The sequence below is a fragment of the Kitasatospora sp. NPDC053057 genome (assembly GCF_044546945.1).
Classification (GTDB): Bacteria; Actinomycetota; Actinomycetes; order Streptomycetales; family Streptomycetaceae; genus Kitasatospora.
Genome location: NZ_JBITZP010000012.1, coordinates 142,268 through 166,100 on the forward strand (window position 1 = coordinate 142,268; position 23,833 = coordinate 166,100).

The window sequence follows — 23,833 nt, forward strand, 5'->3', positions numbered from 1 at the left end:
CTGCCAGAGTGATTCGGGTCTGGGTGCGGGCGGCCGGATCGGGTGGACTGTTCTCAGCCGGAGAAACCGGCGGAAGAGCCGGGCGGAAGAGCCCGGCAGGACACCCGGTCAGGAGCCGAAGATGCCGATCGTCACCATTCAGCAGGGCCCGCGCAGCGTCGAGCAGAAGCGCGAGCTGGTCAAGAAGGTCACCGAGGCCTTCGTGGAGGCGCTGGAGGTCCCCGCCGAGAGCGTGTTCGTGTGGGTCCAGGAGTACCAGGGGGAGAACTGGGGCGTGGCGGGCAAGCTCACCGCCGACCGGTAGCCCCCGCCCCGGACGGGGCACCGCAAGGCCGCAGGCCCGCCGGAGGAGTGCACCGGCGGGCCCGCCCCGAACTCCCCAGCCGGCAGGGCCATGTGGCCGTCACCGACACGGTCCTCCGCCCTTCGGCCGACTTGCCGTCAGACTTCCGACCTGACATGGCCTGAACTCGACAACACCGGACGGGGGATGGAGTTAGCCTGACGTCATGGTTGCAAACTACAAGGAAGAAGTGGCCATGTCCGACCAGGAGTTCGTCAGCGCACCCGCTTTGATCCTCCGGTCCCTGGTCTCCAACCCGCACCGGCGCGCCATCACCACCGCCGACCGCGTCGAGATCACCGCCGGCGACTTCGCCGCCGCCACCTACCGCCTCGCCCACGAGCTCCTCGCCCGGGGCGTGGGCCGCGGCGCGACGGTCACCCTGCTCACCGGCAACACCGCCGAGGCGCTCAGCGCCCGCTACGCGGCCGGCCTCACGGGCGCGCGGGTGGTCAACCTGTACGACGGGATGAGCGCCCCGGTCCTGGCCGAGATCACCGCCAGCGTGGACACCACCGTCCTGCTCGTGGACGCCGAACGGTACGCGGGCGCCGCCGAGTTGCTGCCGCTGATCGACGTGCCGGCCGTCCTCACCCTCGGCCCCGGACCCGATGCGGGCACCATCGGCGAGGACGTGATCGCCGCCTCCGCCGGCCGGCCCGCCGAGGAGCCCGCCGTGCACATCGGCCCCGGCGACGACCTCGGCATCCGCCACACCGGCGGCACCACCGGCATCCCCAAGGGCATCGTCAGCCTGCACGGCCCCTACCGCAACATGTTCGACGTCCCCTTCGTCGGCCGCCCCGAGGAGGAACCGCCCCGCCTCCTCGCCGCCACCTCGCTCGCCCACCTCGCCGGTGTGTTCTCCGACGTGACGCTCCAGCGCGGCGGCTCCGTCGTCCTCCAGCGCTCCTTCGACCCCGGCGAGGTGCTCGCCGCGATCGAACGCGACCGCATCACCGACCTGTGGGTCCTGCCCCCGCTGATCTACCAGTTGCTGGACCACCCGGCCATCGGCCGCACCGACCTGTCCAGCCTGCGCCGGGTCTCCTACGGCGGCTGCGCCGCCGCCCCGACCCGGATCCGCGAGGCCCTCAAGGTGTTCGGGCCCGTCCTGGTCAGCCTCTACGGCATGTCGGAGGCGCAGAAGATCGCCCTCCTCACCCCCGCCGAGCACGCGCAGTTCGGCGACAACGGTCCGCTCCCCGTCGGCCGTCCCTTCCCCGACGTGGAGGTGGAGATCCGCGCCGCCGACGGCACCGTGCTGCCGGCCGGCGAACAGGGCGAGGTCCACGTCCGCTCGGCCACGCTCATGGCCGGGTACTGGAAGCAGCCCGAGCTCACCGCCCAGGTCCTGCGGGACGGTTGGCTGGACACCGGCGACATCGGCTACTTCGACGCCGACGGCTACCTCTACCTCGCCGACCGCCTCAAGGACCTGATCATCGTCGTCGGCGGCCACGTCTACCCCACCGAGGTCGAGGACCTGCTGCTCACCCACCCGGCGATCGCCCAGTGCGCCGTCTTCGGCGTGCGCGACACCCAGCAGGCCGAGCACGTCCACGTCGCCGTCGTCCCCGCCCAGGGTCAGCAGCCGCAGCTGGAGGAGATCCGCGCGTTCGTCACCGCCAACAAGGGGCGGATCTACGCCCCCGAGGCCCTGCACCTGGTGGACGCGATCCCGCTGACATCCGTCGGCAAGCCGGACAAGAAGCGCCTGCGCGAGACTCTCGCGGGCTGAGCCCGCCCGGGGCGTCTCCCCGAACCCCGGGTAGGAGCTCCGGGGTTCGGGTAACGCCCCAGCGCGAGGTCCGAAACCCGCCGGTGCGGGCCGGCCCCGGTTCGCAGGATGGGCCGTATGACCAGTGCCGCCGCCTTCGACGGACTCCTCGACCGGTTCCTGCTCGCCAGCGGCGAGTTCGAGCGGATCCTGCGGTCCGTCCGCCCCGGGCAGTGGACCCTGCCCACGCCCTGCACCGACTGGGACGTACGGCAGTTGGTGAACCACATGGCCCGGGGCAACCTCAACCACCTCCTCCTGCTGAACGGCGGCCACCGCACCGAGTTCCTCCGGCTCCGCGACACCGACGCACTCGGCGACGCCGACGCGCTCAGTGCGGCCCCCGCCGCCGCCTACACCGCGTCCGTCCGCCGACTGGCCGACGCCTACGGCCAGTCCGGCGCCCTGTGCCGCGTCCTGGACTACCCGCTCGGCCCCGTCACCGGCCGGCAGGCGCTCGCCGTACGGACCGCGGACAGCACCGTCCACACCTGGGACCTCGCCACCGCCCTCGGCCTCGACGGCACCCTCCACCCCGCCCTCGTCAGCTGGCTCGACGAACACCTCGCCGCCGTCTACGCGGGCCTGCCCGAAACCCCCGTGGACCCCGGCTCCACCCACCGCTACTTCGCCGCCCCGCAAGACCGGCCCGGCCACTCCCAGCAGGCGCGCCTGCTCCACCGGATGGGACGCTCACCGAACCCCCACCGAACCCCGCACGGATCCCCACCCGGTTTCACCCCAAGGCGGGGTTTGGCTCAATGAACCACCGGTCCGGTGCCGAGTAGCCAATGGGGGTGGCGGCGCTGAGGGCTGCCACCCCTCCCTCTTGTCGACGACCACCCGTCACTCCTGTGCGGCGGCGGCCAGGCAGCACTCCACGAAGTCCCGTACCACCGGGTTCCCGTCGTCCGCCGGGGACCAGGCGACCCCGGTCCGGCTCGGGCTCACTCCGCTCACCGGCCGGTAGGCGATCCCCGGGCGGGCGTAGAAACGGGCGGTGGACTCGGGGGCGAGCGCGACGCCGTAGCCGTTGGCGATGGCGCTCAGCCAGTCGTCCGGGTGCTCGACGACCGCGCCGAAGCGGACCGGGTGCCCCTCGCGCTCGTCGGCGGCGACCCAGTAGTCCCGCCAGCGGCCGGTCTCGGCCGGGGCTGCCACGAAGGGCTCGTCCCACAACTCGCGGAACGGGACCACCTCCAGCGCGGCCAGCGGGTGCGCCGCGGGCAGGGCGACCCAGCGCGGCTCGGTGAACAGCTCGGCCACCCGCAGCCGCTCCTGCCCGGGGAACGGCAGCCGCAGCAGCGCGACATCGGCCTCCCCGGCGGCCAGACCCGCCGTCGGATCCGACCAGGCGGTGTGCCGCATCTCGACCCGCCAGCCGGGGTGCCGGGCGGTGAACCCGGCGACGATGCCCGGCGTCGCCTCGTTGGCGGCGCTCGCCAGGAAGCCGACCCGCAGCACCCGCCCCGCCCGGCTCGCCGCACTCCTGGTCTCCCGCAGCACCGCGTCCCAGTCCGCCAGCAGCCCCGGCACCCGCGCCGCCAGACTCCGGCCGGCCACGGTGAGCGCCATCCCGGCCCGGGACCGTGCGAACAGCGGCACGCCGAGCAGGCCCTCCAACTGCCGGATCTGCTTGGTCAGCGCGGGCTGGGAAACGTACAGCCGCTCCGCCGCGCGGGTCAGGCTGCCGTCCTCGGCGACGGCCGCGAAGGTGCGCAGCAGCCGGGTGTCCACATCCATTCCATCAGGTTATGGAAGCAGGTATTGGACGCAAGGGGAGCGCCCCGAAGAGGCTGGGCGGCGAGGCGGAAACCGCCCCGATCCCCTCGAACTTGCCCGTCCCGTCCCGTCCCGTCCTGTCCCGTCCTGTCCCGGCACGAAGGAATCCCATGTCCATCGCCCTCGTCATCGTGACCGTCGTCGCCATCGCCGCCAACGGCGGAATCGCCGCCGCCGACTTCGCCAGGGCCGAATTCGTCCTGGCCAACTCGGCCGAGGTGAACGTCAAGCCGGAGTGGGTCCCGTGGCTGGCCGCGCTCAAGACGGCCGGGGCCGCCGGACTGCTGATCGGCCTGGTCGCCGTCCCGCCACTGGGCCTCGCGGCCGCGGTCGGGCTGGTGCTGTTCTACGTCGGCGCGGTGGCCACCCACGTCCGCACCCGGGTCATCCACAACATCTACTTCCCCGCCGGCTACCTGGCCCTGGCCGTCGCCACCCTCGGCCTCACCCTCGCCCAATGAGCCCCCGGATGCCTTGGACGCCCTGGACGCCCTGCGCGTTCTTCGGCACCCGCCCAGAGCGAGAAGGACGGCTCTCCTCTTCTCGCGGAAACCCGGTCAGCCGGACGGTTTCCCGCCGACCGCCCGCAGGGCGAACGGCAGCAGGCGGTCGGCGGTCCCGCGGGCGGTGGCCTCGTCGACGTCCTCGGGCAGCCGCGGGGTGAGCAGGAAGTGGGTCATCACCGGGCCGACCACCACCTCGCCGAGCAGGTCCACCCCGTCGACCGGCGGGATCTCGCCGCGCTCGACCGCCCGCCGGACCACCTCCGCGACCCTCCCGTACACCGGCTGGAGGAAGGCCGTCACCAGCGCCTCGGCCAGGGCGGTGTTGTGGGCGGCCTCGCCGATCAGGGCGCGGATCAGCCGGCCCGCCTCGCCGGTCATGGCGGCGGCCTTGTCGCGCAGGACGACCCGCAGGTCGCCCTCCAGGGTGCCGGTGTCCGGCTGCTCGTACGAGCCCTCCCCGTGGAGCGCGGCGGCGGCGATCACCAGTTCCTCCTTGGAGGACCAGCGGCGGTAGAGGGTCGCGGTCGAGACCCCGGCCCGGGCCGCCACGGCGGCGGTGGTCAGCCCGCCGTAGCCGTTCTCCGCCAGCACGGCCAGCGTGGCGTCCAGCAGCGCCCGGTCGCGGGCGGCGTCGCGGGGGCGCCCCCGGCGCGGCGCGGGTGCGGCGGGGTGAGGCGGGGTGGTGCCGTGCGTCATGCCGTGGAGTTTACCGAAAACCAGAAACGAAATCGTTTCGTTTCGTTTATGCTCGGCGGCATGAGCCTCTCCGTCGAAGCCACGCCCGCCCGGAGCGACGAGACCGCCGCGACCGTCTCCCGCCTCCACGCCGCCTTCGCCACCGGCCGCACCCGGCCCCTCGCCTGGCGCAAGGCCCAACTCCGCGCGCTGCGCCGCCTGTTGGTCGAGCAGGAGGCCACCTTCGCGGCCGCCCTCCAGGCCGACCTCGGCAAGAGCGCCGCCGAGGCGTACACCACCGAGATCGGCCTCACGATCAACGAGATCGACCACACCCTGCGCCACCTGGACAGCTGGCTGCGCCCGCGCCGCATCCCGGTGCCGCTCGCGCTGCAGCCCGCCCGGGCCCGTACGGTCCGCGAACCGCTGGGCACCGTGCTGATCATCAGCCCGTGGAACTACCCGCTGCAGCTGGCCCTCGCCCCGCTGGTCGGCGCACTCGCCGCGGGCAACTGCGCGGTGGTCAAGCCCAGCGAACTCGCCCCCGCCACCTCGGCCGCCATCGCCCACTGGCTGCCCCGCACGCTCGACCGGCAGGCCGTCGCCGTCGTCGAGGGCGGCGTGCCGGAGACCACCGCCCTGCTGGAACAGCGCTTCGACCACGTCTTCTACACCGGCAACGGCACCGTCGCCCGCATCGTGATGACCGCCGCCGCCCGCCACCTCACCCCGGTCACCCTCGAACTGGGCGGCAAGAGCCCCGTCGTCGTCGAACCCGGCACCGACCTCGCCACGGCCGCCCGCCGGATCGTCTGGGGCAAGTTCATGAACGCCGGCCAGACCTGCGTCGCCCCCGACTACGTCCTCGCCATCGGCGACACCGCGACCGCACTCGAAGCCCACCTCACCGCCGCCATCCGCGGGATGTACGGCACCGACCCGGCCGACAGCCCCGACTACGGCCGCATCGTCAACGAGCGCCACTTCGACCGCCTGACCGCCCTGCTCTCCGACGGCCGCCTCGTCACCGGCGGCGACCACGACCGCGCCGACCGCTACCTCGCCCCGACCGTCCTCGCCGACGTCGACCCGGACGCCCCGGTGATGCGGGAGGAGATCTTCGGGCCCGTCCTGCCGATCATCCGCGTCCCCGACCTCGACGCCGCGATCGCCTTCATCACCGCCCGCGACAAGCCCCTCGCCCTCTACGCCTTCACCTCCTCGGCCGCGACCAAGCGCCGCCTCATCACCGCCACCTCCTCCGGCGCCCTCGCCTTCGGCGTCCCCAACGCCCACATAGCCGTCCCCGGCCTCCCCTTCGGCGGCGTCGGCGAAAGCGGCCTCGGTCGCTACCACGGCGCCCACTCCGTCGACACCTTCAGCCACACCAAGTCCGTCCTCGACAAGCCCCTGCTCGCCGACCCCCTCCGCCCGGCCTACCCGCCCTTCACCCCGCTCAAGTCCCGCCTCCTGCGCCGCCTTCTCTGACCGCACGAAACCGCCCCCGGGAAAGCCGCTGGCCCGTTCCCGGCCGCCTGCCTCCAGGGCCGCTAACCCCCCTCCCGCCCCCGGAAGGCCCGGCGGTACTCCCTCGGCGCCACGCCCACCCGTGAGACGAACACCGGCCGCAGCGACACCGCCGAGGCGAAACCGCAGCTCGTCGCCACGGTGTCGACCGGCAGGTCCGTCTCCTCCAGGAGGCGTTGGGCGGTGAGGATCCGCTGGTCGAGGAGCCAGCGCAGCGGGGTGGTGCCGGTGGTGGTGGTGAAGTGGCGGGCGAAGGTCCGTTCGGACATCAGGGCCGCGGCGGCCATCCGGCGGACGGTCCAGGGGGTGTCGAGGGAGGCGAGGATCTCGGCGCGGACGCGGGCGAGCGGGTTGTCCTCGTCGACCGGAGGCACCGGGCTGGGGATGAACTGGGCCTGGCCGCCGGCCCGGAAGGGGGCGGTGACCATGGCGCGGGCGATGGCGGCGGCGGTCTGCTGGCCGTGGGCGGTGCGGACGAGGTGGAGGCAGAGGTCGATGCCCGCCGCGACGCCGGCCGAGGTCCACAGGCCGTCGCCGCCGGTGAACAGCACCTCGGGGCGTACGGTCACCGCCGGGTGGCGGCGGGCGAGTTCGGGGGCGAGGGCCCAGTGGGTGGTGGCCTCGCGGCCGTCGAGCAGTCCGGCCTCCGCGAGGACGAAGGCGCCCGCGCAGAGGGAGGCGAGGGGGACGCCGGCGGAGGCGACGTCCCGCAGGGCGGCCAGGACTTCCGGGGGCCGCCGGGCGGCTGGGTCCTCGACGCCCGGGACCACCACCAGGTCGCAGGTCGCCAGCGCCTCCAGCCCGAGGTCGGGGACCCGTTCCAGCCCGCCGCCCAGCCGCACCCGGGCCCCGGCCGGGCCGCAGACCCGCAGGTCGAAGGCGGGCACGCCGGGCCGGGTGGCCCGGTTCGCCCACACCTCGCCGATCACCGCGTAGTCGAAGGCCCGTACGCCGTCGAAGATCAGGCAGCCCACAGTTCGCATGGCAGGAACCTATCGATGAGTGGCATTCCTGCCCATCACCGTCCCCCGCCGGCGGCCAGCACGATGGACCCATGACGAACACCGACGCCTTCGACGCCCCGCTCACGCTCGACCCCGACGCCGTCCTGCTCCTCATCGACGTCCAACGGGGCTTCGAGGACCAGGACTTCTGGGGCCCGCGCGACAACCCGGAGGCCGAGCAGCGGATGGCCGAGCTGATCGCGGCCTGGCAGGCGACCGGCCGCCCGATCGTCACCGTGCAGCACGCCTCCCCGGTCGGGCCGCTGGTCGAGGGCACGCCTGGTTACGCACTCAAGGACTTCGTCGCCGGGATCACCCCCGAGCTGCACATCACCAAGACCGTGAACAGCGCCTTCTACGGCACCCCCGACCTGCACACCTGGCTCCAGGAGCGCGGCACCCGGCAGCTGGTGATCACCGGGATCATCACCAACGTGTGCAACGAGACCACCGCCCGGATGGCCGGCAACCTCGGCTACGACGCGATCTTCCCGACCGACGCCATGCACTCCTTCGACATGACCGGCCCCGACGGCACCACCGTCCCCGCCGCCGACCTGGCCCGCGCCACCGCGACCACCCTGCACGCGATGCGCTTCGCCAAGGTGGTCACGACGCAGACCGTCCTCGACGCCGCGAACGAAGGCCCTACGGCCTGAAGATCGGCTCGTACGCGTTGCCCTCCACCGCGTTGAGCAGCGTGTACGACGGCCCGAAGCCGAAGGCGACCTCCCGCAGCCGCGCCAACGCCTCGGCCACGGTGGGCACTTCGAGCCCGATCGCGGCGGCGGCCGCGTCCCGGTCGGCGAGCAGGTCGGGCTCGTCCTCCAGGTAGTCCTCGGCCGCTTCCGCGCTCTCCTCCTCGGTGAGCCGCACGCAGTCCCGCCACCACGGCACCGCGAGCAGCAGCCGGACCATCTCCTCCAGCCCGACCGCCATCAGTGCCGCACCGCCCTCGGAGTCGGCGTAGAGGACGGGCCGCTCGTCGCCGCCCTCGCCGCACAGGAAGAAGGTGCCGCCTCCACCGCACTTGGCCACCTCCTCCAGGGCCTCCCCGGAGGCGAGCACGACCTCCTCCACGTGCGAGTAGGCGTCGAGGGAGAAGTCCCCCGGCCAGAGCAGGTAGTCGACGGTGGCGGGGGTGGCCCGGAGGCGCTGGAGGAACGACATGGCGGTCACCCTACGAGGCCTGAAGGACAGTTCGAGCCGCCGGCCGCTCGGCCGGGGGTTGCTCTCCGGCCGTCCCCGCTGTTGGGTGGCTCTGCTGACCTGACCCGAGGCGACCAAGGAATGTGACACGGTGGACGACAGATCTGCCCGGACCGCGCTCTTCGAGGAGCACCGACCGCACCTGCGCGCGGTCGCGTACCGGATGCTCGGCTCGATCAGCGAGGCCGAGGACGCGCTCCAGGACGCCTGGCTGCGGTACGACCGCACCGACACCGGTGCGGTGGGCAACCTCGGCGGCTGGCTGACCACGGTGGTCTCCCGGGTGTGCCTGAACATGCTTCGCGACCGCGCCGCGCGCCGCGAGGAGCCGCTGCAGCCGACCGGACCGGACGGCGCGAGCGGCCCCGAGCGCATCCCGGACCCGCTGCTGCGGCGCGAGGGGGTGGTCGACCCGGAGCAGGAGGTGATGCTCGCGGACTCGGTCGGCCTGGCGCTGATGGTGGTGATGGAGTCGCTGTCGCCCGCCGAGCGGGTCGCCTTCGTGCTGCACGACCTGTTCGCGGTGCCCTTCGAGGAGATCGCCCCGCTGATCGAGAAGACCTCGGCCGCGACCCGCCAGCTGGCCAGCCGGGCCCGCCGCAAGGTGCAGGGCCAGGCGCCCGCACCCGACCCGGACCTCGGCCGCCAGCGCCTCGCCGTGGACGCGTTCTTCGCCGCCGCCCGCAAGGGCGACCTGGACGCCCTGCTCGCGGTGCTCGACCCGGACGTGGTGCTGCGCTCGGACGGCGGGGCCGGACAGGCCCGGCACACCGTGGTGCTCACCGGCGCCGCGACGGTCGCGGGGCAGGCCGTCCTGTGGGGCAAGCTGTCGCCGTTCGCCCGCCCGGCGCTGGTCAACGGCACCGCGGGCGCGGTGGTCATCGGCGACAACGGCCGGGCGCTGTCGATCATGGCGTTCACCGTCGTGGACGGCGCGGTCGCCGCGATCGACGTGCTCCTCGACCCGGAGCGGCTGGCCTCCTTCGACCTCTCGGCCTTCCGGGACTGAGCCTCACCGGCGGGGGGGGGCGGGGGGGGGGGCGCCCCCCCCCCCCCCCCCGCCGCCCCCCGCCCCCCCCCCGGGGGGGGGGGGGGGGGGGCCCCCCCCCCCCCCGCCGCACCCAGCGCAGCGACGGCCCCGGCCTGACGAAACGTCACCAGCCCTGTGTGCGCACCCAGTCCGCGAGGTGCCGGGCGCAGTCGTCGACCGACTCCCGCCAGGTGTGCGCGGCACCGTCCCCGGCCTCGTCGCTGACGTACTTGACCAGCCGCACCGGCACCCCGGCCCGGTGGGCGACGGTGGCGACGGCGTAGCCCTCCATGTCGACCAGGTCGGCGTGCTCGGCCAGCCGCTCCTTGGCCGCCGGGGAGTCGACGAACAGGTCGCCGGTGGCCAGCACCGGGCCGTCGCCCCTGCCGACGACCAGCGGGGCGCCGTAGCTGCGGCCGGTCAGGATCTGCAGGGCCTCGCTGTTCAGGTCGTGCTGGATCACCTGGACGACGTGGTGGATGCCCTCCCAGCCGGGGCGCAGCGCGCCGGCGGTGCCGAGGTTGATCACCTCGGAGGGCTGCTCGCCCCGGGCGAGCACGGTGGCCAGGGCCGCGGTGGCGTTGACCTTCCCGATCCCGGTGAGCAGCACGGGCAGCCGGTCGTCGAGGTGGGCGGCCTCCTCGCGGACCGCGACGACGAGCAGCGGGCGGTCGGGCGAGATCGTTCCAAGCAGTCGCATGGGGCCCATGGTACGGAGGGGCGGGCTGGCCGCACCCGGGACCAGCGCGGCGCGGAACCGCGCGGGGCACCGCCCGCGTCGCACGGATCGCCACCTCCGCGCATGACCGGCACGAACTGTACGAGCGGTGCGAACGGTGCGAACGGTGCGAACGGTGCGAGCCGTTGTCGGAGCGTGCGGAAACCGTGCACGACATGCTCAAGATCGGCGCAAGTCAGGTGTGGCCGAAGGGAGTCACGGCCATACTGCTGCCATCGGTCGGGCCCCGGGTGTCGGGCCGGCCCCAGGGGAGGATGAGGCGGGTGGCAACACCAGTAGGCAACAGCGCACCGGGCGCCACGTTCCCGGCGCGGCCGAGCGCGCCATCGGCCGCACCGGGGGCGGCGGCAGCGGGGTCGGGCGCGGCTCCGCCCGGTTCTCCCGTCCCCAGACCGGCCGGTGCGTCCACGAAGCACTACGAGCCGAGCGCGCCCGAGCGCGGCGTACGCGCCCGACTGGCGAAGGCCACCCGCACGCCCCCGGGCCGGCTGCGGCTGGCCGGGGTGGTGCTCGCGGTGCTCACCGTGGCCTTCGGCGGGCTCACCGCCTGGCAGTTGGAGACCAGGGCGTCGGCCGCCGACCGGGTGGTTTCGTACAGCCAGCCGCTGAGCCGGGACGCGGCCGAGATCCACCGCTCGCTGGCCGACGCCGCCACCACCGCGGCCTCCGGCTTCCTGCTGGCCGGCACCGAGCCCAAGGACGTCCGGGCCCGCTACGAGCAGGACCTCGCCCAGGCCGCCAAGCTGGTCTCCCAGGCCGCCGCCCGGACCACCTCGACCTCCCCGGCACAGGCCTCACTCTCCCGGCTGAACCAGCAACTCCCGGTGTACGCCGGTCTGGTGGAATCCGCGCGGGCCGACAACCGGCAGGGCATCCCGCTCGGCGGCGCCTACCTGCGGTACGCCTCCGAGCAGATGCAGACCGTGCTGCTGCCGGCCGCCGCCGAGCTGAACACCATCGAGAACCACGAACTGGTGGTCGACTACGCCGCGGCGCAGTCGACGCCCTGGGGCGCGTACGTCCTGGCGGTGCTCACCCTGGCCGCGCTGGGCTGGGTGCAGCTGACCCTGTTCCGCCGCACCAACCGGGTGTTCAACATCGGCCTGCTGGGCGCCACCGCCGCCGTGCTGGCCGGCACGCTCTGGCTCGCCGTGGCCGGACTGACCACCGGTGCGGCGCTGAAGAAGAGCGACCTCGAAGGGGCGTTCCCGCTGCAGGCCCTCAACTCGGCCCGGGTGGACGTGCTGACCGCCCGGCTGGCGGAGAACCTGAACCTGGTCGCGCGCGGCTCCACCGCCACCTACGCCAACCAGTACGCGGACGTCACCAAGCGCCTGGCCGGGAAGGCCGACAAGAGCACCCCGATGCGCGACCGGGCCGGCACGCTCTCCAACGCGCTGATTCTCGCCCCCGCCGCCGCGCGCCAGTCCCTGGCCACGGCGGCGGACCAGTACGACGTCTGGCAGGACCGGTACCGCGCCGCGCGCACGGCCGAGGTCGACAACGCCGACTACCAGGGTGCCCTGAACGCGACGGTGTCCGCCACCGACAGCACCAGCACCGCCGACGCCGCCTTCAACGCCACCGACCGGGCGCTCGCCCAGGCCGCCGACGCCGAGCAGGCCCGGTTCACGGCCTCCGCCGAGGGCACCGCCGGGGATCTCCGGCTGGCGGCCGGCGCCGCCGCGGTGCTCGGCCTGGTGGCCGCGGCCGCCGCGCTGCGCGGCCTGGGCCGACGACTCGCCGAGTACCGGTAGAGGGGAACGGAACGATGCGCACCACGACCGTACCGACCAGGAGCGCCGCGGCCCTGGCCGCGCTGGCCGCCTGCGCGGCCGTGCTCGGCGGGGGCGGCCCCTCCGGCGCCGCACCTGCCGCCGCGACCTCCGCACCGGCCTCCGCGCCGCAGGCCGTCCAGCAGTCCCAGGACCAGTCCGACACCTGCGACATCTACAGCAGCGTGCCGCCGAGTTCGGCGGACGGCCCGGCGGTGAAGGCCATCAAGGCCAAGCGCAGCCTGGTGATCGGCGTCGACCAGAACAGCTACCGCTGGGGCGCCCGCAACCCGAACACCGGCCAGATCGAGGGCTTCGACATCGACCTGGCCCGGGCGATCGGCACCGCCATCATGGGTGACCCGGACAAGGTGGTGCTCAAGCCGGTGGCCACCGCCGACCGGGTCGACGCGGTGCAGAAGGGCCGGGTCGACCTGATCGTCCGCACGATGACCGTCAACTGCGCGCGGATGGAGCAAGTCGCCTTCTCCAAGCCGTACTTCAGCATCTCCCAGCGGGTGCTGGTGCCGAAGACCTCCCCGGCGAAGAACCTGGACGAGGCGATCGGCCACAAGAACGTCTGCGTGGCCAAGGGCTCGACCGCCGCCGACGTGATGGACCCGGCCAAGGGCGCCAAGAAGGACGCCAAGGCCCAACTGACCGTGATGGAGAACCAGCTGGACTGCCTGGTCCTGATGCAGCTCGGCAAGGTCGACGCCACCATGACCGACGACGGCCTGGCGGCCGGTCAGGCGGCGCAGGACCAGACCGTGCGGATCGTGGACGGCGACGTGCAGCCCGAGGTGATCGGCGTCGCCATGTTCAAGAACAGCCCGGACCTCACCGCGCGGGTCAACCAGGTGCTGGCCGACTACCACACCAGCGGCGAGTGGGGGCGCAGCTACGACCGCTGGCTGAAGCCGTACATGCTCAACGACGCCGAGCACTACTGGCCCGTCCCGCACTGAGCGGCGCGGCGCCGCATCGGGTACGGACCAGTGCGGACGCGGGGTGTTGACGCCGTCTTGACGCCCCGCGCCCGCACCGCCCGAACGCCCACCGGCTAGGGTTCGGGACGATCACCACGGGGAGACCGGTGGTGGACACGGGGGTTGTCGTGGGACCGCCCGTCGCACGCGACGGCGGCCCGCGCGAGGAAGGAAGGACACCGCGGTGGCGGCATCGGCTGGCCCGGTACTGAGCCGGGAGGAGGTGGACCGCGCGCTCGCGCGCCTCGGCGCGGAGCGGGACGCGGTCGAGTCGGCGCTGCTCGCCCTGCAGGACCATCCGGGCCTGCGGCTGCTGGACGGCGCCGAACTGACCGGGCGCACCCTGGAGCGCTGGTCCGTCGCCGGCAAGGGCCTTCCGCTGCTCTGGGCGCTGTTCGACCGCTACTCCGAGGCGCTCGCCTCGGCCCGCGCGGTCCGGGCCCGCAAGGCCAAGCCCGGCGGCCCCGAACTCGCCGAGCTGAGCGAGCTGCTGACCGGAGAGGCGGTGACCGTCCCGGGCGGCGCGCTGCCGGACGGGCCGCAACTGCTGGGCGCGCCCGCCAAGCTGGTCGAACGGGTCAGCCTGGACGCGCTGATGGCCCGGATGAACTCCTGGTACGCCACCGTGCTGGAGGTGGTCAGCGCCGCCGACGCGGTCTGGTCGGCGCTGCCGGCCCGGATCGACCTGCTGCTGGCCGAGCTGCACCGGGTGCGGACCCTGGCGGCCTCGCTCGGCGTGCGCACCGGCAGCCACCCGCTGGGCGACGACCTGGCCGGGCTGGGCCGCGACCTCACCGAGCTGCGCACCGAGGTCCGCCAGGACCCGCTGGCGCTGTGGCGCCCGGCCCGGGTGCCCGCCCAGCGCGGCACGGTGCCCGAGGGCGAGGCCTTCGCCACCCCGTCCGGGGTGGTGGACACCGAGCGCTTCGACCGGGCCGGGCGGGCGCTGGACGGCGTCCGGCTGGAGCTGGAGAACCTGCTGCGGCTGCGCGACGACGCCGAGGAGCGCCTCCAGGGCGTCGGCGACCTGCTCCAGCGGGCCGACGCCACCCTGGCCGAGGCCCGCCGGGCGCGCGGCGAGGTGCTGGCGAAGATAGCCTCCAGCGACGTCCCGGCCGTGCCCGGCCCGGCCTCGGCGCTGCGCGAACGGATCGTCACCGCGCTGGAGCTGCGCCAGGGCGGGCAATGGGGCCGGCTGGCGCCGCTGCTGGACGCACTGGAGGACGCCGCCGCCAAGGAGCTGGCCCGGGCCCGGCAGTCGCTCACCGAGGTCACCCAGCCGCTGGCCGTCCGGGCCGAACTGCGCGGCCGGCTGGACGCCTACAAGGCGATGGCGGCCCGGATGCGGGTCGCCGAGGACCCGGAAGTGATCGAGCGGTACGAGAAGGCGCGCTGGCTGCTGTGGAGCGCGCCCTGCGACCTGCGGGCGGCGGCCGCCGCGGTGGCCCGCTTCCAGCAGTCACTGCGCCCGGCCCAGGCCGAGGCCTCCGAGGGCGCGCAGGCACACCAGGCGGCCGGCCAGACGCCGGTCGACGGACAGGTACAGGGGGGCTGAGGTTGATGGGCGAGGCATGCGTACGGCCGGACTGCTCCGGCAGCGGCAGGATCGACGCCGACGGCTACTGCGACGAGTGCGGGCTGGCCCCGGCGGGGACCTCCACGGTGGCCCCCACGGGCACCACCGGAACGACGGCGCCCCCGCCGACCGCCGCCGGCCCCGGCTCCCCGTGCCCGCGGGACTGCGCGGGCACCATCGACGCGGACGGCTACTGCGACGACTGCGGGCTGACCCCGCCCGGCGCCGACACCGGCGTCACCCAGCCCTACGTCCCGTCCGCCCGGGTCAACCCGGACTCCGCCCGCAGCGGCTCGATCCGCTCGCTGTCGGCCCGCACCGGCTCCGCCCGCTCGATGTCCGGCCGCTCCCGCTCGCACCGCTCGACCCGCACCGGCAGCAGCCGCTCGGTCTCGGTGCGCTCCACCCGGGGCAGCGTCAGCGCGGGCACCCGCAACCGGCTGGGCGCCGGCCTGGTCACCGTGCCGACGGTGGCGACGGCCGACCCGGCGAAGGCGGTGCTGGAGAACCCCGAGGTCCCCGAGCGCAAGCGGTACTGCTCCAAGTGCGAGACCCCGGTGGGCCGGGAGAAGAACGGCCGCCCGGGCCGTCCGGACGGCTTCTGCACCAAGTGCGGCACGCCGTACTCCTTCACGCCCAAGCTGCGCCGCGGCGACCTGGTCGGCGGGCAGTACGAGGTGGTCGGCTGCCTGGCGCACGGCGGGCTCGGCTGGATCTACCTGGCGGTGGACCGGCGGGTCAACGACAAGTGGGTGGTGCTCAAGGGCCTGCTGGACACCGGGGACGAGGACGCGCTCGCCGCGGCCGTCGCCGAGCGGCGCTTCCTGGCCGAGGTGGACCACCCGAACATCGTCCGGATCATCAACTTCGCCGAGCACCCGGACCTGCGCACCGGCTCCACCGACGGCTACATCGTGATGGAGTTCGTCGGCGGCAAGTCGCTCAAGGACATCGCCAACGACCGCCGCACCCCGGACGGCCGGCGCGAGCCGCTGCCGGTCGAGCAGGCGATCGCGTACGCCCTGGAAGCGCTGCCCGCGCTGGGCTACCTGCACGGCCGCGGCCTGGTCTACTGCGACTTCAAGATCGACAACGTGATCCAGAGCGGCGACACGCTCAAGGTCATCGACATGGGCGCGGTCCGCCGCTTCGACGACGACGGCCCGATCTACGGCACCATCGGCTACCAGGCCCCGGAGATCGCCACCGACGGCCCCTCCCCCGCCTCGGACCTCTACACCGTGGCCCGCACCCTCGCGGTGCTCACCTTCGACTTCCAGGGCTACAGCACCACCTACCGCGACTCGCTGCCCGGCCCCGAGGACGTCGAGGTCTTCGCCAAGTACGAGTCGTACTACCGTTTCCTGGTCCGCGCCACCGACCCGGACCCGGCCCGCCGCTTCTCCTCCGCCGAGGAGATGGCCGACCAGCTCACCGGCGTCCTGCGGGAGATCCTGGCCCTCCAGGACGACCGGCCCCGGCCCGCACCGTCCACCCTGTTCGGCCCCGAACTGCGCGTCGTCGACACCGAGTTGGTGCTGCCCACCGCCCAGCCCGGGCAGCTCCGGGTGGCCGACCTGGACCCGTCGGCCGCCGCCCTCGCCCTGCCCGTCCCCCGGGTCGACCCGGGGGACCCCAACGCCGGCTTCCTCGCCGCCCTGCTCGCCACCGACCCCGAGGAGGCGCTTGTCGCCCTGGGCGGCGCCCCCGCCGTCTCGATCGAGAGCCGGCTGCGCGAGCTGCGCGCCCTGCTCGAACTCGGCCGCCACGGCACGGCCGTGAAGAAACTGGCCGAGCTGGAGCACGACCACCCGGACGACTGGCGGGTGGTCTGGTACCGCGGCCTGGCCGCCCTGGTCGGGGCCACGCCCCGAGCCGAGGGGCAGGAGCGCCCGGAGGCGAGCGGGCGGGTCACCAGCCTCCGGGCCGCCGCCGAGGCCTTCGACGCGGTCTACGACGCCTTCCCCGGCGAGGCCGCGCCCAAGCTCGCCCTCGCCATCTGCGCCGAACTGCTCGGCGACGGCGGCGACGCGGCCGAGTTCTACCGCCTGGTGTGGACCACCGACCACGCCTACCTGAGCGCCGCCTTCGGCCTCGCCCGGGTCCGCCTCGCCGAGGACGACCGGGCCGCCGCGGTGCGCGTGCTGGAGTCCGTCCCGGCCACCTCCAGCCAGTACACCGCCGCCCGGATCGCCGCCGTCCGCGCCCGGCTGCGCGAACGGGCCGCCACCGACCCGCTCGCCGCCGACCTCGCCGCCGGCTCCGACCAGCTGACCGCGCTGCGGCTGGACGACCGCCGCCGCGAGGAGCTCTCCGTCGAGGTGCTCGGCGCGGCCCTCGGCTGGGTCGGCGCCGGTTCGGCCGGTGCGCGGCAGGGCTCCGACCTGGTGGTACTGGGACGTCCCGCGGTGGAGCGGGAACTGCGCTTCGCCCTGGAACAGTCCTACCGGGTACTCGCCCGGTTGGCCGACCGGGCCGAGACCAGGATCGAGATGGTGGAACGGGCCAACCGGGCCCGCCCCAGGACGTGGGTGTAGCCGATGCCGCAGCAGACCGAGTGCCCGAGCTGTTCCGAGCCGATGGACCCCGACGACGCCTTCTGCGGGCGCTGCGGGACCGGCCGGGACGGCCGGGCGGCCCCGGGCGCGATGCCCGCCGGCTGGGCCGCCGCCCGCGGTGAGGCCGTCCCGTCGCAGCGCGGGCCGGTCTGCGTGAACTGCGGGCAGCCGCAGGTCACCGAGGACGGCTACTGCGAGGGCTGCGGCAGCGCCCAGCCGCGCCCGCGCGACCACATGGAGAAGGCCCTCGCGGGCGTCGCCGGGGTCAGCGACCGCGGCGTGCGCCACCACCGCAACGAGGACTCCTTCACCGTCGCCGCCACCTCCCTGCCCGGCGGGGAGCCGGTCGTGGTCGCCGTGGTGTGCGACGGCGTCTCCTCCTCCGACCGGCCGGACGAGGCCTCGGAGACCGCCGTCGACGCCGCCTCGGAGTCCCTGCTGACCTCGCTGGAGGCCGGCCGGGCTCCGGAGGAGGCGATGCGCGCGGCCGTCGCCGACGCCGCCAAGGCCGTCGCCGACCTCGCCACCGACGGCGCCGGGCCCGCCCGCCCCGACCTCAACGCGCCCGCCTGCACCTTCGTCAGCGCCATAGCGGCGGGCGGCCGGATCACCATCGGCTGGGTGGGCGACACCCGGGCGTACTGGATCCCGGACGACCGCGCCACCGCCGTCCCCTTCCGGCTCACCCAGGACGACTCCTGGGCGGCCCGGATGGTCGAGGCCAGGCTGATGGGCGAGGCCGAGGCGTACGCCGACCCGCGCGCCCACGCGATCACCGGCTGGCTCGGCGCCGACGCCGAGGAGGTCGTGCCGCACACCCTCGACTTCACCCCGCACGTCCCCGGGGTGCTGCTGATCTGCACCGACGGGCTGTGGAACTACGCCGAGGCGGCCACCGACCTGGCGTACTTCGTCCGGCCGGACGCCCGCACCGAGCCGCTCGCGGCGGCGCAGACCCTGGTGAAGTTCGCGGTCGCGGCCGGCGGGCACGACAACATCACCGTCGCGGTGCTGCCGATCGACCCGCCGGCGGTCTCCGTCGAGGAGGTCGAGGAGACGCCCACCGCGCTGGACCTGAAGGTGATCACCCCGGCCGAGGCCAGGGCCGTCCTCGCGGGCGCCGCGGCGCACACTCCCGCGGGCGCACCCGAGGACGACCCGGACTACGAGCCGACCCTGCCGGACCTCCCGGTGATCGGCTCCCCCGCCGCCCCGCTGCCCTCGGTCCCGACCGCCCCGGCCGCCCCGCCGGCGCCGCCCGCACCGCCGACGGCTCCCCCGGCCCCGCCCGCGCCGCCCGTCTCGCCGCCCGTCCCGCCGCAGCCGCCGCACCCGCCGACGGCCTGACCGGCCGTCCGCGCGCCCGGCCCGACGGCCCGACGGCCCTCGTCCGCCGGACTGCCGGACCGCCCCACCGACCCGATCGCATCCACCCCTCACCCGACGGGAGCCACCGCCCCATGGCAACACTGGCGAAGCCGAACCTGCCCAGGTTCGACGTGGAGATCTTCCAGAACGAGTACCTGGCCGACGGCGCCCGCGAGGTGAACGCCATCGTCACCGTCACCTCCACCGGCGGCGGCACCTCCGGCGGCCGCCCGCTCGGGATCACCGACGCCGGTCCGCAGCGCGGCGACGCCGACGCGGCCGTGGTGATCCTGGTCGACTGCTCGGGCTCGATGGACTACCCCAAGACCAAGATCAACGGTGCCCGCGAGGCCACCGCCGCCGCCATCGACGCCCTGCGCGACGGCACCGCCTTCGCCGTGGTGGCCGGCACCCACGAGGCCCGTGACATCTACCCCGGCGACGGCACCCTGGCGACCGCCTCGCCGAGCACCCGGGAGCAGGCCAAGGAGTCGCTGCGCCGCCTCACCGCGGCCGGCGGCACCGCGATGGGCACCTGGCTGGCCAAGGCCGACAAGCTCTTCCTCACCCGCCGCGACATCGCCATCCGGCACGCCATCCTGCTCACCGACGGCAACAACGAGCACGAGTCGGCGGAGGACCTGGCCCGCAACATCGAGCGGGTCACCGGCCACTTCACCGCCGACTGCCGCGGCGTCGGCACCGACTGGCGGATCGACGAGCTGCGCAAGATCTCCTCGGCGCTGCTCGGCACCACCGACATCGTCGCCGAGCCCTCCGGCCTCGCCGAGGACTTCCGCTCGATGATGACCGGCGCGATGGGCAAGCAGGTCGCCGACGTCGCCCTGCGGATCTGGACCCCGGCCAACGCCACGGTGAAGTTCGTCAAGCAGGTCGCCCCCGCGGTCGAGGACCTCACCGGACGCCGCGCCGAGGCCGGCCCCCGGGCCGGCGACTACCCGACCGGCTCCTGGGGCGACGAGAGCCGCGATTACCACGTCTGCGTCGAGGTCCCGGCCGCCTCGGTCGGCAACGAGATGCTCGCCGCCCGGGTCAGCCTGGTGCTGCCCCCGCAGGTCGGCGGCGGCGCCCCCGAAGTGCTCAGCCAGGGCCTGGTCAAGGCGGTCTGGACGGACGACCTGGCCTCCTCCACCCGGATCAGCCCGCAGGTCGCCCACTACACCGGGCAGGCCGAGCTCGCCTCCTCGATCCAGGAGGGCCTGGAGGCCCACCGCGCCGGGGACGTCGACACCGCCACCGCCAAGCTGGGCGCCGCCGTCCGGATCGCCCACGCGACCGGGAACGACGGGACGTACAAGCTGCTGCAGAAGGTGGTGGACGTGGTCGACCCGAAGGAGGGTACGGTTCGGTTCCGTAAGAACGTGAGCGAGGCCGACTCGATGACCCTTGAGACCCGGTCGACCAAGACGGTACGTGTGAAGAAGTGACCGCGAAGTGACCGCTGAAGACGTGATCGGGCCGACCGCCCGGCGCGACGCCGCGCCGCACCGGCCCGAAACGAGGGGGACCTGATGCCGATCTGCCCGAGGGGCCACGAGTCGCAGGCCGAGGACTGGTGCGACTTCTGCGGCTTCCCGATGACTCCGCCGGTCCCGACGCCCGGCGCCCACGGGGGCTACCCGGGAGCGCCCGGCGCCGACCCCACGCCCGGCGCACCCGCCGGGCACCCGCAGCACGGCGGTGCGCCCTACGGTGCGCCGCCTCCACCGCCCGGGGCCGTCCCGCCGCCCCCGCCCGGCGCCTACCCGCCGCCGGGTGGCGCGTTCCCGCCGCCCGGGGCCGTCCCGCCCCCGCCGCCGCAGGGCCTCACCGAGGGTCTGGCCGTCTGCCCGATCTGCCGCAGCCCGCAGACCGGCCGGTTCTGCGAGGAGTGCGGCTACGACTACGAGCTGTCCACGCCCTCGCGCCGACAGGTGCCGGCCGGCGGGGCGCCCGCGCCCGCCCCCGGTCCGGCGCAGCCCCCGCCGCTGAACATCCCGGCGGCCTACGGCGGCACCGCGCAGCCTCCGCAGGCCCCGCCCGTCCCGCCGCAGCCGCAGCCGCAGCCCCACCAGCCGTCGGCCCCGGAGTACCCGCACACCTACGGCTACCCTCCGCCGGAGGGCGCCTTCCCGGAGGCCCCGGTGCGCGAGGACTCCGGCCCGGTGTACGCCCAGCCGGCCGGCCCCGGCCCGAACAACCGCGGCGGCGACTTCGGCACGTCCTTCCACCTGGCCCCGCCGCAGCCCCAGCCGGGGGCCCAGCCGGAGCCCGTCCCGGCCGAACCGGTCCGGGCCAACTGGATCGCGGTGGTCTCGGCCGACCGCGACTACTTCACCGACATGATGGCCCGCAGCGGCCCCGAGGCGGCCGGCCTGTTCTTCCCGCCGTACTGCCCCGAGCGCCGCATCCCGCTGACCGGCCGCGGCCAGCTGCGGATCGGCCGGCGCAGCCAGCACCGGGGCACCGTCCCGGAGATCGACCTGTCGGTGCCGCCGGAGGATCCGGGCGCCTCGCACCAGCACGCGCTGCTCGCCGAACAGGCGGACGGCAGCTGGGTACTGGTGGACCAGGACTCGACCAACGGCACCACCGTGAACGGCGGCGCGGAACCGATCTCCCCGCACACCGCCGTACCACTGAACGACGGCGACCGGATCCACATCGGCGCCTGGACGACGATCACGGTGCACCGCGCCTGACCTGCACTTTGAGGCCTCGTCAGTGACAACTCCGGCCGGGCCGAGCGGAATTCAACATTTCGCCCGGCCCGGTTTTCTTCCGCCTTCCTCAGGAAATCCACAAATCCCCGTCCCCGGTGTGCACAAGACGCCCCGAAACCCCTATTCTCTGGCCTCATGACTGCTGCTATATCCGCTGACGGCATCCGCCAGCGGTACGGGGATGTGCAGGCCGTCGACGGGGTGTCGTTCACTGTCGAGGCCGGCGAGTTCTACGGGATCCTGGGCCCCAACGGGGCCGGGAAGACCACCACCATGGAGATCCTGGAAGGGGTCCGCAAGCCCGACGAGGGCCGGGTCGAACTGCTGGGGATGTCGCCCTGGCCGCGGAATCCGAAACTGCTGCCGCGGATCGGCGTGCAGTTCCAGGCCTCCGCCTTCTTCCGGAAACTGACGGCCCGGGAGACCATCCGCACCTTCGCGTCGTTCTACGGGGTCGGTCCCAAGCGGGCCGATGCGATGCTGGAGCGGGTCGGCCTCGCCGACAAGACCGAGACCCTCACCGACCAGATGTCCGGCGGCCAGGCCCAGCGACTGTCGATCGCCTGCGCTCTGGTCCACGACCCGGAGCTCGTCTTCCTGGACGAGCCCACCACCGGCCTCGACCCGCAGGCCCGCCGCAACCTCTGGGACCTCCTGCGGGACATCAACAACGAGGGCCGCACCGTTGTCCTGACCACCCACTACCTGGACGAGGCCGAGGTGCTCTGCGACCGGGTCTCGATCATGGACCACGGGAAGATCCTGCACACCGGCGCCCCGGCGGCGCTGATCCGCGAGATCGACGACACCGTCCGGATCAGCGTGGCCTCCGGCCAGCTGCCGGTCGAACGGGCCCGCGAGCTGCTGGCCGCGGCCGGCGCCGACGTCGCCACCCTGGAGGACGACACCGTCTCGCTCTCCGTCTCCACCCGCCTTCCGGCCCCGGTGCTCAGCGTGCTGGCCGAGCAGAACGCGCTGCGCGGCCTCGAAGTGCGCGGCGCCACCCTGGAGGACGTCTTCCTCCAGCTGACCGGACGGGAGTTCCGCGCATGACCGCAACCACCTCCACCGAGCCGAAGGCCCCCGCCCCGCGCGGCGGTTCGGCCGGCGCCGCCGACGGGCGGGAGCGGGTCAGCGCGTTCTGGAGCCTGTCCCGCGCGATGCTGCTCGGGATGAAGCGGGACCGCACCGCGACCTTCTTCATCCTGCTGTTCCCGCTGGTGTTCCTGGTCTTCTTCGGCAGCGTGACCAAGGGCAACAACAGCCCGCACGCCAAGGTGGCCCAGGTCGGCGCGGTGAAGCTGTTCGACTCGATTCAGGGCGAGGGCCGGACCGAGCTGGACAAGGTCCTCACCATCACCCGCACCGACGACGAGGCCGGCACGCTGGAGAAGGTCCGCAAGGGCGACTTCGACGCGATGATCACGCAGGGCCCGGACGGCAAGGTCGAGCTGCGCTACAGCGCCGCCGACCAGGTCCGCGCCGGAGCGCTCCAGGGCATCGTCAACTCGGTGGTCCAGAGCGCCAACCAGGCCGCCACCAAGCAGCCGCCGACCTTCGTGGTGGACGCCCAGCAGGTCGAGGACAAGTCGCTCAAGCCGATCCAGTTCCTCACCCCCGGCCTGCTCGGCTGGGCCGTCGCCACCGGCGCGGTGTTCGGCGCCGCGCTGACCCTGGTCGGCTGGCGCAAGTCCAAGGTGCTGCGCCGCCTTCGGCTGGCCCCGGTCAGCGCCGGTACGGTCGTCAGCTCCCGGATCGTGGTCTCGCTGCTGACCGCCTTCCTCCAGACCACCGTCTTCCTGGTGGTCGCGACCAGCTTCTTCGGGCTCAAGCTCACCGGCAACTGGTGGCTGATCCTCCCGCTGGTGGCCTGCGCGACGCTCGCCTTCATGTCCATCGGCCTGCTGGCCGGCTCGGTCGCCAAGACCGAGGAGGCGGCGAGCGGCATCTCCCAGCTCATCGTGCTGCCGATGTCCTTCCTGTCCGGCTCGTTCTTCCCGCTGGACGGCGCCCCGGGCTGGCTGAAGACCGTCTCCCAGGTCATGCCGCTGAAGCACCTGGTGTCGGCCGCCCAGTCCGTCCTGACCCGCGGCGGCGGCGTGATGGACGCCCTGCCCGCCATGGGCGGACTGCTGCTCTTCGCGGCCGTGTTCACCGGCATCGCCTGGAAGCTGTTCAAGTGGGAAGACGCCTGACCAAGGGCCCTTCCTTCTTGAACCCGCCCGGGGGAACGGATCGGTGTTGCCCAC

General features: G+C 74.0%; 21 protein-coding genes. 16 read left to right on the top strand and 5 right to left on the bottom strand.

What is annotated here, in order from left to right; genetic code table 11:
- Positions 1-37: 37 nt before the first annotated feature.
- From dmpI to ACIG5E_RS15660, 3 genes are all read left to right on the top strand, one after another.
- On the top strand, positions 38-304 hold the full coding sequence (dmpI, locus tag ACIG5E_RS15650) for a 4-oxalocrotonate tautomerase DmpI (RefSeq protein ID WP_396533998.1): 267 nt from the start codon (positions 38-40) through the stop codon (positions 302-304).
- 205 nt (positions 305-509) lie between these two features.
- Positions 510-2,084, top strand: coding sequence for an AMP-binding protein (locus ACIG5E_RS15655; RefSeq protein WP_396533947.1), 1,575 nt, complete (start codon positions 510-512; stop codon positions 2,082-2,084).
- Positions 2,085-2,201: 117 nt separating this feature from the next.
- Positions 2,202-2,888 carry a TIGR03086 family metal-binding protein gene (locus ACIG5E_RS15660; protein ID WP_396533948.1) on the top strand — a complete coding sequence of 229 codons (687 nt, stop codon included), beginning with the start codon at positions 2,202-2,204 and terminating at the stop codon, positions 2,886-2,888.
- Between the two features lie 81 nt (positions 2,889-2,969).
- Here the strand turns inward: ACIG5E_RS15660 and ACIG5E_RS15665 are convergent, their stop codons facing one another.
- Positions 2,970-3,866 (bottom strand): LysR family transcriptional regulator, encoded by an 897-nt coding sequence (locus ACIG5E_RS15665; RefSeq protein WP_396533949.1) that lies wholly within the window; start codon positions 3,864-3,866, stop codon positions 2,970-2,972.
- Between the two features lie 149 nt (positions 3,867-4,015).
- Between ACIG5E_RS15665 and ACIG5E_RS15670 the strand changes: the two genes are divergently transcribed.
- Positions 4,016-4,366: a DoxX family protein gene (locus tag ACIG5E_RS15670; RefSeq protein WP_396533950.1), complete on the top strand. Its 351-nt coding sequence runs from the start codon at positions 4,016-4,018 to the stop codon at positions 4,364-4,366.
- Positions 4,367-4,462: 96 nt separating this feature from the next.
- Here the strand turns inward: ACIG5E_RS15670 and ACIG5E_RS15675 are convergent, their stop codons facing one another.
- Positions 4,463-5,107 (bottom strand): TetR/AcrR family transcriptional regulator, encoded by a 645-nt coding sequence (locus ACIG5E_RS15675; RefSeq protein ID WP_396533951.1) that lies wholly within the window; start codon positions 5,105-5,107, stop codon positions 4,463-4,465.
- 60 nt (positions 5,108-5,167) lie between these two features.
- Here ACIG5E_RS15675 and ACIG5E_RS15680 point away from each other — a divergent pair, with 60 nt between their 5' ends.
- Positions 5,168-6,574: an aldehyde dehydrogenase family protein gene (locus tag ACIG5E_RS15680; protein ID WP_396533952.1), complete on the top strand. Its 1,407-nt coding sequence runs from the start codon at positions 5,168-5,170 to the stop codon at positions 6,572-6,574.
- 62 nt (positions 6,575-6,636) lie between these two features.
- Here the strand turns inward: ACIG5E_RS15680 and ACIG5E_RS15685 are convergent, their stop codons facing one another.
- On the bottom strand, positions 6,637-7,596 hold the full coding sequence (locus tag ACIG5E_RS15685; protein WP_396533953.1) for a GlxA family transcriptional regulator: 960 nt from the start codon (positions 7,594-7,596) through the stop codon (positions 6,637-6,639).
- 71 nt (positions 7,597-7,667) lie between these two features.
- Between ACIG5E_RS15685 and ACIG5E_RS15690 the strand changes: the two genes are divergently transcribed.
- The gene (locus tag ACIG5E_RS15690) at positions 7,668-8,276 is read left to right on the top strand and encodes a cysteine hydrolase family protein (RefSeq protein ID WP_396533954.1); all 609 of its coding nucleotides are present in this window, start codon (positions 7,668-7,670) and stop codon (positions 8,274-8,276) included.
- On the opposite strand, the gene ACIG5E_RS15695 is transcribed toward ACIG5E_RS15690, so the two are convergent.
- The gene (locus ACIG5E_RS15695) at positions 8,266-8,787 is read right to left on the bottom strand and encodes a hypothetical protein (RefSeq protein WP_396533955.1); all 522 of its coding nucleotides are present in this window, start codon (positions 8,785-8,787) and stop codon (positions 8,266-8,268) included. The genes ACIG5E_RS15690 and ACIG5E_RS15695 overlap by 11 nt on opposite strands.
- Positions 8,788-8,917: 130 nt before the next feature.
- Between ACIG5E_RS15695 and ACIG5E_RS15700 the strand changes: the two genes are divergently transcribed.
- Entirely contained in the window at positions 8,918-9,835 is a 918-nt protein-coding gene (locus tag ACIG5E_RS15700; RefSeq protein WP_396533956.1) for a sigma-70 family RNA polymerase sigma factor, read from the top strand.
- 145 nt (positions 9,836-9,980) lie between these two features.
- Here ACIG5E_RS15700 and ACIG5E_RS15705 read toward each other — a convergent pair whose 3' ends face one another.
- Complete coding sequence (locus ACIG5E_RS15705) at positions 9,981-10,556, bottom strand: nucleosidase (RefSeq protein WP_396533957.1); 576 nt, start codon at positions 10,554-10,556, stop codon at positions 9,981-9,983.
- Between the two features lie 302 nt (positions 10,557-10,858).
- On the opposite strand from ACIG5E_RS15705, the gene ACIG5E_RS15710 reads away from it, so the two are divergent.
- The 9 genes from ACIG5E_RS15710 to ACIG5E_RS15750 all read left to right on the top strand — a co-directional run bounded on the left by ACIG5E_RS15710 (position 10,859) and on the right by ACIG5E_RS15750 (position 23,779).
- On the top strand, positions 10,859-12,352 hold the full coding sequence (locus tag ACIG5E_RS15710) for a hypothetical protein (RefSeq protein WP_396533958.1): 1,494 nt from the start codon (positions 10,859-10,861) through the stop codon (positions 12,350-12,352).
- Positions 12,353-12,366: 14 nt separating this feature from the next.
- Positions 12,367-13,338: a glutamate ABC transporter substrate-binding protein gene (locus ACIG5E_RS15715; RefSeq protein ID WP_396533959.1), complete on the top strand. Its 972-nt coding sequence runs from the start codon at positions 12,367-12,369 to the stop codon at positions 13,336-13,338.
- A gap of 205 nt (positions 13,339-13,543) precedes the next feature.
- Positions 13,544-14,914: a hypothetical protein gene (locus tag ACIG5E_RS15720; protein WP_396533960.1), complete on the top strand. Its 1,371-nt coding sequence runs from the start codon at positions 13,544-13,546 to the stop codon at positions 14,912-14,914.
- 5 nt (positions 14,915-14,919) lie between these two features.
- Positions 14,920-17,472, top strand: a complete 2,553-nt coding sequence (locus ACIG5E_RS15725) for a tetratricopeptide repeat protein (RefSeq protein ID WP_396533961.1) — start codon at positions 14,920-14,922, stop codon at positions 17,470-17,472.
- 3 nt (positions 17,473-17,475) lie between these two features.
- Positions 17,476-18,840, top strand: a complete 1,365-nt coding sequence (locus tag ACIG5E_RS15730; RefSeq protein ID WP_396533962.1) for a PP2C family serine/threonine-protein phosphatase — start codon at positions 17,476-17,478, stop codon at positions 18,838-18,840.
- 113 nt (positions 18,841-18,953) lie between these two features.
- Positions 18,954-20,309: a VWA domain-containing protein gene (locus tag ACIG5E_RS15735; protein ID WP_396533963.1), complete on the top strand. Its 1,356-nt coding sequence runs from the start codon at positions 18,954-18,956 to the stop codon at positions 20,307-20,309.
- A gap of 84 nt (positions 20,310-20,393) precedes the next feature.
- On the top strand, positions 20,394-21,563 hold the full coding sequence (locus ACIG5E_RS15740; protein WP_396533964.1) for an FHA domain-containing protein: 1,170 nt from the start codon (positions 20,394-20,396) through the stop codon (positions 21,561-21,563).
- A 156-nt stretch (positions 21,564-21,719) separates the two neighbouring features.
- Positions 21,720-22,637, top strand: coding sequence for an ABC transporter ATP-binding protein (locus tag ACIG5E_RS15745; protein WP_396533965.1), 918 nt, complete (start codon positions 21,720-21,722; stop codon positions 22,635-22,637).
- A complete protein-coding gene (locus tag ACIG5E_RS15750) occupies positions 22,634-23,779 on the top strand; it encodes an ABC transporter permease (protein ID WP_396533966.1) in 1,146 nt (381 codons plus the stop codon). The genes ACIG5E_RS15745 and ACIG5E_RS15750 overlap by 4 nt, the downstream gene beginning before the upstream one ends.
- Positions 23,780-23,833 lie beyond the last annotated feature (54 nt).

What these genes read in the sequence shown, in the direction of transcription:
- ACIG5E_RS15690 (WP_396533954.1), top strand. Translation starts at nt 7,668, where the DNA reads ATGACGAACACCGACGCCTTCGACGCCCCGCTCACGCTCGACCCCGAC.
- ACIG5E_RS15670 (WP_396533950.1), top strand. Translation starts at nt 4,016, where the DNA reads ATGTCCATCGCCCTCGTCATCGTGACCGTCGTCGCCATCGCCGCCAAC.
- ACIG5E_RS15735 (WP_396533963.1), top strand. Translation starts at nt 18,954, where the DNA reads ATGGCAACACTGGCGAAGCCGAACCTGCCCAGGTTCGACGTGGAGATC.
- ACIG5E_RS15740 (WP_396533964.1), top strand. Translation starts at nt 20,394, where the DNA reads ATGCCGATCTGCCCGAGGGGCCACGAGTCGCAGGCCGAGGACTGGTGC.
- ACIG5E_RS15665 (WP_396533949.1), bottom strand. Translation starts at nt 3,866, where the DNA reads ATGGATGTGGACACCCGGCTGCTGCGCACCTTCGCGGCCGTCGCCGAG.
- ACIG5E_RS15685 (WP_396533953.1), bottom strand. Translation starts at nt 7,596, where the DNA reads ATGCGAACTGTGGGCTGCCTGATCTTCGACGGCGTACGGGCCTTCGAC.
- ACIG5E_RS15745 (WP_396533965.1), top strand. Translation starts at nt 21,720, where the DNA reads ATGACTGCTGCTATATCCGCTGACGGCATCCGCCAGCGGTACGGGGAT.
- ACIG5E_RS15750 (WP_396533966.1), top strand. Translation starts at nt 22,634, where the DNA reads ATGACCGCAACCACCTCCACCGAGCCGAAGGCCCCCGCCCCGCGCGGC.
- ACIG5E_RS15655 (WP_396533947.1), top strand. Translation starts at nt 510, where the DNA reads ATGGTTGCAAACTACAAGGAAGAAGTGGCCATGTCCGACCAGGAGTTC.
- ACIG5E_RS15725 (WP_396533961.1), top strand. Translation starts at nt 14,920, where the DNA reads ATGGGCGAGGCATGCGTACGGCCGGACTGCTCCGGCAGCGGCAGGATC.
- ACIG5E_RS15660 (WP_396533948.1), top strand. Translation starts at nt 2,202, where the DNA reads ATGACCAGTGCCGCCGCCTTCGACGGACTCCTCGACCGGTTCCTGCTC.
- ACIG5E_RS15715 (WP_396533959.1), top strand. Translation starts at nt 12,367, where the DNA reads ATGCGCACCACGACCGTACCGACCAGGAGCGCCGCGGCCCTGGCCGCG.
- ACIG5E_RS15705 (WP_396533957.1), bottom strand. Translation starts at nt 10,556, where the DNA reads ATGCGACTGCTTGGAACGATCTCGCCCGACCGCCCGCTGCTCGTCGTC.
- ACIG5E_RS15695 (WP_396533955.1), bottom strand. Translation starts at nt 8,787, where the DNA reads ATGTCGTTCCTCCAGCGCCTCCGGGCCACCCCCGCCACCGTCGACTAC.
- ACIG5E_RS15730 (WP_396533962.1), top strand. Translation starts at nt 17,476, where the DNA reads ATGCCGCAGCAGACCGAGTGCCCGAGCTGTTCCGAGCCGATGGACCCC.
- ACIG5E_RS15680 (WP_396533952.1), top strand. Translation starts at nt 5,168, where the DNA reads ATGAGCCTCTCCGTCGAAGCCACGCCCGCCCGGAGCGACGAGACCGCC.
- ACIG5E_RS15675 (WP_396533951.1), bottom strand. Translation starts at nt 5,107, where the DNA reads ATGACGCACGGCACCACCCCGCCTCACCCCGCCGCACCCGCGCCGCGC.